This window comes from uncultured Dialister sp., from assembly GCF_937959425.1.
Taxonomy (GTDB): Bacteria; Bacillota; Negativicutes; order Veillonellales; family Dialisteraceae; genus Dialister.
In genome coordinates this window covers 1-7,699 of record NZ_CALGPS010000028.1, presented here as the reverse complement: position 1 = coordinate 7,699, position 7,699 = coordinate 1, and the positions used below count along the sequence as shown (strand labels likewise).

At 50.8% G+C, this 7,699-nt stretch carries 7 protein-coding genes; all 7 read left to right on the top strand.

All coding sequences use genetic code 11. The annotated features are described in order from the left end of the window. Positions 1-291: 291 nt before the first annotated feature. The 7 genes from Q0482_RS01185 (at position 292) to ftsH (ending at position 7,257) form a co-directional block, all read left to right on the top strand. Positions 292-825, top strand: coding sequence for a nitroreductase family protein (locus Q0482_RS01185; protein ID WP_299142371.1), 534 nt, complete (start codon positions 292-294; stop codon positions 823-825). Between the two features lie 7 nt (positions 826-832). Then, the gene (locus Q0482_RS01180; RefSeq protein ID WP_299142369.1) at positions 833-1,351 is read left to right on the top strand and encodes a nitroreductase family protein; all 519 of its coding nucleotides are present in this window, start codon (positions 833-835) and stop codon (positions 1,349-1,351) included. A 132-nt stretch (positions 1,352-1,483) separates the two neighbouring features. Continuing rightward, positions 1,484-2,050 (top strand): S1 RNA-binding domain-containing protein, encoded by a 567-nt coding sequence (locus Q0482_RS01175; protein WP_299142367.1) that lies wholly within the window; start codon positions 1,484-1,486, stop codon positions 2,048-2,050. Between the two features lie 126 nt (positions 2,051-2,176). After that, the gene (locus tag Q0482_RS01170) at positions 2,177-3,094 is read left to right on the top strand and encodes a Ppx/GppA phosphatase family protein (RefSeq protein ID WP_299142364.1); all 918 of its coding nucleotides are present in this window, start codon (positions 2,177-2,179) and stop codon (positions 3,092-3,094) included. Then, positions 3,091-4,542: a tRNA lysidine(34) synthetase TilS gene (tilS, locus tag Q0482_RS01165; RefSeq protein ID WP_299142362.1), complete on the top strand. Its 1,452-nt coding sequence runs from the start codon at positions 3,091-3,093 to the stop codon at positions 4,540-4,542. Before Q0482_RS01170 ends, tilS begins: the two co-directional genes overlap by 4 nt. Then, positions 4,539-5,090 carry a hypoxanthine phosphoribosyltransferase gene (gene hpt / locus Q0482_RS01160; RefSeq protein ID WP_291056241.1) on the top strand — a complete coding sequence of 184 codons (552 nt, stop codon included), beginning with the start codon at positions 4,539-4,541 and terminating at the stop codon, positions 5,088-5,090. The genes tilS and hpt overlap by 4 nt, the downstream gene beginning before the upstream one ends. Positions 5,091-5,355: 265 nt before the next feature. Beyond that, complete coding sequence (gene ftsH / locus Q0482_RS01155; RefSeq protein ID WP_299142358.1) at positions 5,356-7,257, top strand: ATP-dependent zinc metalloprotease FtsH; 1,902 nt, start codon at positions 5,356-5,358, stop codon at positions 7,255-7,257. The last annotated feature ends 442 nt before the right edge of the window (positions 7,258-7,699 follow it).

The window sequence follows — 7,699 nt, the reverse complement described above, 5'->3', positions numbered from 1 at the left end:
AAGGCGAAGGCGCCAAGCCGAATAGGAAACTATTCGCAAAAGTTTCCTGTCGAGACGAAACACAAAGGTGCCAAGCCGAACAGGAAACTATTCGCAAAAGTTTCCCGTCGAGACGAAACGCAAGGGCGTCAAGCCGAACAGGAAACTATTCGCAAAAGTTTCCCGTTGAGATGAAACACAAAGGTGCCAAGCCGAATAGGAAACTATTTGCGAAAAGTTTCCTGTCGAGATGAAACACAAAGGTATCAGGTAGAAACAGAATATCAGGTAGAAACAGAAAGGAGTCATGTCATGGAATTTGATCATGTGCTTGATGTGAGGAGTTCGGTGCGCCGGTATACGGATGAGCCGGTGTCCGAAGAGGATATTGAGAAGATTGTAACGGCAGGGGAGAAGGTGCCGGTGGGCCATTTTGATTTCAAAAATTATGCCATTGCCGCCATTACGGATAAGAAGGTGCTGGATCTTCTCACCGAAGAAAACCAGGCCCTGTCGGGCAGGGGAAATCCTATTTATGGAGCGCCGCTGCTGCTTCTCATTATGAATACTCCCGAGGCCAGGGAGGATTCCATTAAGCTCAATGCAGGCATTATGGCGGAGAACATGCATCTGAAGGCGGTGGACCTGGGCCTTGGCTCCATCTGCATTTACAGTTTTATCCGTACCCTGAACAAGGCGGAAGGGTACGGGAAGTATTTCCAGGCCCTCCATCTTCCGGAAGGCCTGAAGCCTGCCATGGCGGTGGCAGTGGGACATACGCCCCTGCCCCAGCGGGTAAGGCGGTTTACGCCCCGGATTCCTGTATTCCGCATTGGTGAAAAATAGGAGGTACATGATGGAATTTGATGAAGTACTGTCTTTGAGAAAGTCTGTCCGTTCTTATACCGATGAGCCGGTTTCTGAAGAGGAAATCAAAGCCCTTGTCCATGCAGCGGAAGAGTCATCGGTGGGGCATCATAATGACAAAGGCTATGCCCTGGTGGTAGTAAGGGATAAGGAAGTGCTCCGGCGTATCAGCACGGAGGGCGGAGAGAAGGCGGGAAAGCCCCATATGATTTATGAAGCCCCGCTTCTCATCCTCATCTGCCGCACGAAGGATGTGATGGAGAATCTGGAGGGCTTTGATGCAGGCATTATTGCCGAGCATATTCATCTGAAGGCGGCGGATCTGGGCCTTTCTTCCATCATCCTTTTCGGCTTCATCCGTCTTCTTGGAAGGGATGCGGATTATCTGAAAATGCTTCACCTGCCGGAAGGGGTTTCTCCTATTCTGGCGGTGGCAGTGGGTCATTCGCCGCTGGACGGGAAGAAGAGGAAGGAAGACCGTCATTTTGAAGTTATAGAAAGGTGAAGAAAAGGCCTCTTCCTGCCATGGGAGGGGCTTTTTTTCCCTTATTATTCCTATTGCTATTCCTTGGGAAATCTCGTATAATCAGAGTAATATTTCTATTTAGGTTTTTCAGGGAGGATGTATTTTTTTCTCATGGCTTTAGAAGTCGGCAATATCGTAGAAGGTACCATTACCGGTATCGCAAAGTTTGGCGCATTCGTGGAACTGCCGGATAATAAGGTAGGTCTGGTTCACATTTCCGAAGTGGCTAACGAATATGTAAGTGATGTGAATGATTATCTTAAGGTAAAAGATAAGGTAAAGGTGAAGGTTATTACCATTGATGAGAGAGGCAAGATTGCCCTGTCCATCAAACAGGCCCAGCCTGCTTCCGGGAAAGAGGAAAAGAAACAGGACCGTTTCCACCATGACCGCCAGGGACGCCGTGATTTCCATGACAGAAACGATTTCCACGGCCGTGAGGGACATCGTCCTTTCGAACGCCGCCAGGAAGAGGGAGAAGGCGAATCCTTCCGCTCTGAAAGACCACAGTATAACCGCTCTTTCTCCGGCGGATTCCGCTCGGCGAAGAAAGAAGTACCCGCTTCTTTTGAGGATAAGCTCAGCCGTTTCCTGAAGGACAGCGACGAAAGACTTCTTGATCTGAAGAGAAATGTGGAGTCCAAGAGAGGCGGACGGGGCGCAAGGCGTTCTGACTGATTTGGATTTGAAGGGGGCAGACAGGGAAGCACTGATTAAATCGCTTACTGCTTTTATTCGTAAAGGCAGAATTTATGAATTAATCAGTGCTTTCCTCATGCTCCCTTATTTTTTTACAGGGGGCATATGATGCGTGCGATTATCGATATCGGGACTAATTCGGTTCGTCTTTTGATTGCAGAAAAAGATGAAAAGGAGGAGTGGAAGATTCTGAAAAAGGATCTCCGCAGCACCCGGCTCGGTGAAGGAATGACGGATAAGGCCTATATCGGCAAGGGTCCGCAGGAAAGGACTCTGAAGGCTATCGAGGAATTTGCTGCTTCTGCCCGTCTTGAAGGGGCGGATGAAATATTTGCCTACGGCACCTCCATCATGCGGGATGCTGCCAACGGACCTGCTTTTTCCGATGAGGTAACCAGTGCCGTGGGCATTCCCGTGAGGATTCTGACAGGCAAGGAAGAGGCCTATTACAGCTATATCGGTGCGGCAGGCACGTCCAGCGTGGTGACGTCGGTGGTGGACATCGGCGGCGGCTCCACGGAAATCTGCATGGGCTTCGGCACCGACATCGGTATGCGTCACAGCTTCCGCCTGGGCTGCGTGCGCTGCTCCAAGCAGTTCGATACCACTACGCCCCGGGGTGTAGCGGAACTGAAAAAGCACTGCTTTGATCTTTTCCGCCATACGGAACTCATGCAGTCCGTAAAGAATGTGAAACGGTGGATCGGCGTAGGCGGCACGGTGACTTCCATGGCAGCCATGCTGCAGGAGCTGGAAGTGTATGATTCTGCCAAAGTGCAGGACTTTGTCATTCACCAGGATGATGTAAACCGCATGCTGAAGAAGCTGTGTGCCATGTCCTATGACGATAAATGCCATTTGACGGGACTCATGCCGGAACGGGCGGATATTATCGTGGCAGGCGTGGCCATTCTGGATGCTCTTATGGAATACTTTGCCCTGCCGGAAATCATTGTGAGCGACAGGGATCTGTCCGAGGGCCTTCTGGATGCGGATGTGCTGAAACCGGCTAAAGAGTCATGAATAAGAAATCATTTCAGGGAAAAGTGCTGACCTTTGCCCGCAGCCATGGCTTGTGGGCCAGAGGAGATTCCGTTCTGGCTGCCGTATCCGGCGGTCCGGACTCTCTGGGACTTCTCCTTTTTCTAAAGGAAATCGAAGAGGCGGAAGGCATTCATGTGAGCTGCTGCTGTGTGAACCATCATCTCCGGGAAGCGGCGGAAGGGGAAACGGAGTACGTAAGGAAAGTATGCCGCCGTTTTCATATCCCCTTTATCCGGAAGGACGTAGATGTTCCGGCGGCGAGAAGGGAAAATCGGGGCTCTGTGGAAACGGTGGCCCGCATTCTTCGTTTCAAGGCGCTTAAAGAAGCAGCAGAAGAAGGAAAGTGCAGCAAAATCGCTCTGGCCCATCATGAAAATGACCAGGCGGAAACCATTCTCTTCCATCTGCTTCGCGGGAGCGGTCCAAAAGGCATGGCGGGCATACAGCCCCGAAGGGACATCTTCATCCGGCCTTTTCTTGCTGTCACAAGAAAGGAAATCGCCGATTTCCTTTCTTCTTTCCCTGTCACTCCCTGCCATGATGAGACCAATGATATTCCCGATGCCACCAGAAATAAAATCAGGCTGGAGCTTATGCCCCGGCTTCTTCCCTTCAATCCGAATCTGGTGTCCACCCTTTCCAGAGAGGCGGCTGTTTTCGGCGATGAAGAAGATTTTATGGAAAAAGAGGTGGAAAAGGAAGCAGTTCATTTCAAAAGGGAAGGCACCCTTCTTATTTTTCCAAGGACGAGATGGAATGATCTCCATCCGGCCATGAAGCGAAGAATCATCCGCCGGGCGGTAATGGAAACGGCGCACCGCAGCCCTGATGCAGAGGGCGTGGAGCGGATGAAGCTCCTGGCGGAGCAGGGAAAAGAGGGGCAGAAGACCTCCTCATCCGGCGCCATGCTGGAAATGGAAGGATCCTGGCTCTGTTTCTTCCCGGGAAATTCCAGAAATGGCTCTATTAATGAAGGAGAGCTGCTCTCCTTTTTTTATAAAAATATAGAAAAAGAAAAGCTTGTAAACAGAGAAACTGGTATAATAAAAGATAACCATGTGGAGAAGCTGACGGCAGGCCCATGGGTGCTGACAGTGGAAAAACTGCTGCATCCGGTGGAAACAGGCCGAAATCAGTATCTTCTGGATGCTGACGGCGTAGGGGCTCTTACCCTGCGGATGGCGGAAAAAGAAGACTTCATGGAGCCTTCGGGCATGACGGGAAAGAAGAGGGTGTTCTCTATTCTCCAGGAAAAGGGAATTCCTGCGCTTCTTCGCCGGTTATGGCCTGTGGCGGCTGATGAAAACCATATTTACTGGACCGCTTTCCTCAGGGGAAGCCGGTTGTGCCGGGTGACGGAGGAGACAAAGTCATTTCTCCTTCTGACACTCACCTTAAAGGATAAGGAGATTGAATCAAAAACATGAAAAACCTGGGAAAAGATATCAAAACCGTACTGATTACCAAAGAACAGATTGAAAAAAGAGTCAAAGAACTGGGCGAAGAAATCACCAGGGACTATGAAGGGAAAGAAGTAGTGCTGGTAGGCATCCTGAAGGGAGCCATGCCCTTCCTCTGCGACCTGATGCGATCCATTGATCTGCCGGTTACCCTGGACACCATGTGCGTATCCAGCTATGGCAACAGCACCGTTTCCTCCGGCCATGTGAATATTAAAAAAGACCTGGACCGGGACATCCGCGGCAAGCATGTGATTGTGGTGGAAGATATCATTGATACAGGCATTACCATGAGCGCCCTGGTGCCCCTTCTGAAACAGAGAGGAGCTGCTTCCGTGGAACTGGCCATCTGCCTCAACAAGAAGGAAAGACGGGAAAAGGAAGTGGACGTAAAATACGTGGGCTTTGATATTCCCGATGAATTTATCGTAGGCTACGGCTGCGACTATGCGGAAAAATACAGAAATCTTCCGGATGTCTGCGTGCTGGACAGCCGGGTGTATACAAAGGCTTAATCATATAGGGGCAGCCTTTGGTACTCTTCTGACCGGATACCGGTTCATGCAGATGACCGGAATTGGCACAGGATTATAAACAATCCTGTTGCTTAAATTTCCTAAAAATGGTAGAATTAATTACTGATTTAAAAGTCTCAATTTACTTGTCACTTGGTCAGCGGGGTGGCCAGGAAAGCACTGATTCATTCACAGGGCTGAATCAGCGCTTCCACAACCGGTCAAATGGGCTTTTATTGCACAGATCATGAGAAGGAGGAATATATTGAATAAATTTATTAAGAATGTGGCACTCTACGTGCTTCTGATTATCATCGCAGTGTCCATATTCAATACATTCGTTCATCCCCAGGAAAAGCATTCGGAAATCACCTACAGCGATTTTATTTCCCAGGTGGAAAAGAAGAATGTTTCGTCCGTTGTGATGACAAATAACGCAGTTACCGGAAAAATGAAAGACGGCACTGAATTTGCCACTTACATTCCGGACAATGACACCCAGCTTCTGAACAAGCTGAATGACGGCAATGTGACCATTACCGCCAAACCGCCGGAACAGCCGGCATGGTGGATGAGCCTTCTGTCCAATCTGCTCCCCATTGTAATCCTCATTGCCGTATGGTTCTGGATGATGAACCAGACCCAGGGCGGCGGCGGACGGGTCATGAGCTTTGGCAAGTCCAGAGCTAAAATGACCGGCGAAGGCCAGGTTCACGTGAACTTCAACGATGTGGCCGGTGAAGATGAAGCCAAGGAAGAGCTGTCCGAAGTGGTGGACTTCCTGAAAAATCCAGGCCGCTATACGGCTATCGGCGCTAAAATCCCGAAGGGCGTCCTTCTGGTCGGACCTCCAGGCACCGGCAAGGCCCTTCTGGCCAAGGCAGTGGCAGGGGAAGCGAAGGTTCCTTTCTTCTCCATCTCCGGCTCCGACTTTGTGGAAATGTTCGTAGGCGTAGGCGCATCCCGCGTGCGCGATCTCTTTGCCCAGGCAAAGAAGAATGCTCCCTGTATTGTGTTTATCGATGAAATCGATGCCGTAGGCCGTCAGCGCGGAAGCGGACTGGGCGGCGGTCATGACGAACGGGAACAGACACTGAACCAGCTCCTGGTTGAAATGGACGGTTTCGGTTCCAATGAAGGCATCATTACCCTGGCAGCAACCAACCGTCCGGATATTCTGGATCCGGCACTGCTCCGCCCCGGCCGTTTTGACCGGCGTGTGGTGGTAGGCCGTCCTGACCTTCGCGGACGTATCGCCATCCTCCGTGTCCATGCAAGAAACAAGCCCCTGGAACCGGATGTGGACCTGCCCACCATTGCCAAGAAAGTGCCGGGCTTTACCGGCGCCGACCTGGCCAACATGCTGAATGAAGCAGCCCTTCTGGCAGCAAGGGACAACAGGAAGACCATTTCCATGTCCGACCTGGAAGAAGCTTCTGAAAAGGTTTCCTATGGCCCTGAAAGAAAGAGCCACAGAGTGAGCGATGAAGAAAGAAAACTCACCGCCTACCATGAATCAGGCCATGCCATCATGGCTACCCTGCTGAAGGATGCAGACCCGGTACATAAGGTCACCATCATCCCCCGCGGACAGGCTGGCGGCTATACCATGATGCTTCCCCATGAAGAACGGTCCTTCATTACCAAATCCCACCTTCTGGCCCAGATCCGTGTGGCTCTTGGCGGCAGGTGCGCTGAAAAGATTATTTTCAACGAAATCTCCAGCGGTGCTTCCGGCGACCTGCAGCAGGTAACCGGCATCCTCCGCAAGATGATTATGGAATGGGGCATGAGCGACCGTCTGGGCCCCATGATTTTCGGTGAACACCAGGAGCAGATCTTCCTGGGCAAACAGCTGGGATCCGAAAGAAACTACGGCGAAACCGTGGCTACCATTATCGACGAAGAAATGCACAAATACCTGGATGAAGCCTATAATGACACCATGCAGACACTGACAGACAATCTGCCTGTGCTCCACGCCATGGCCAAGGCGCTGATGGAAGTAGAAACCATCAACCATACCCAGGTGGAAAACCTCTTCAAATATCACTCCATTTATGCTCCCGGAGAGGAACCGAAGAAGGAAGAAACAGACAGCAGCGACTCCCCGCTGCCGCCCATGCCCTCTGACGACAACCCTCTGCCGCCGGTATTCGGAGAATAAGAGCTATAAAAACTGCGAAAGCTCAGCCTTTCGCAGTTTTTTTCTGCCTGACAGGCACGCTGCGGCATGACACAATGGCTTTTCATAGCGGTAGGAAACTGTTTGCGAATAGTTTCCTATTCGGCATGACACTGCTGCTTTACACAGCAACAGGAAACTGTTTGCGAAAAGTTTCCTATCCGATATGACACGATGGCGGTTCATCTCAACAGGAAACTGTTTGCGAATAGTTTCCTACCCGGCAAGACACAATGGCTTTTCATGGCGGTAGGAAACTGTTTGCGAAGGGTTTCCTGTCCGGCATGACGCAATGGCAGTTCACAGCGACAGGAAACTATTTGCGAAGGGTTTCCTATTCGGTATGACACAATGGCTTTTCATAGCGGTAGGAAACTGTTTGCGAATAGTTTCCTACCCGGAAAGACACAATGGCTTTTCATAG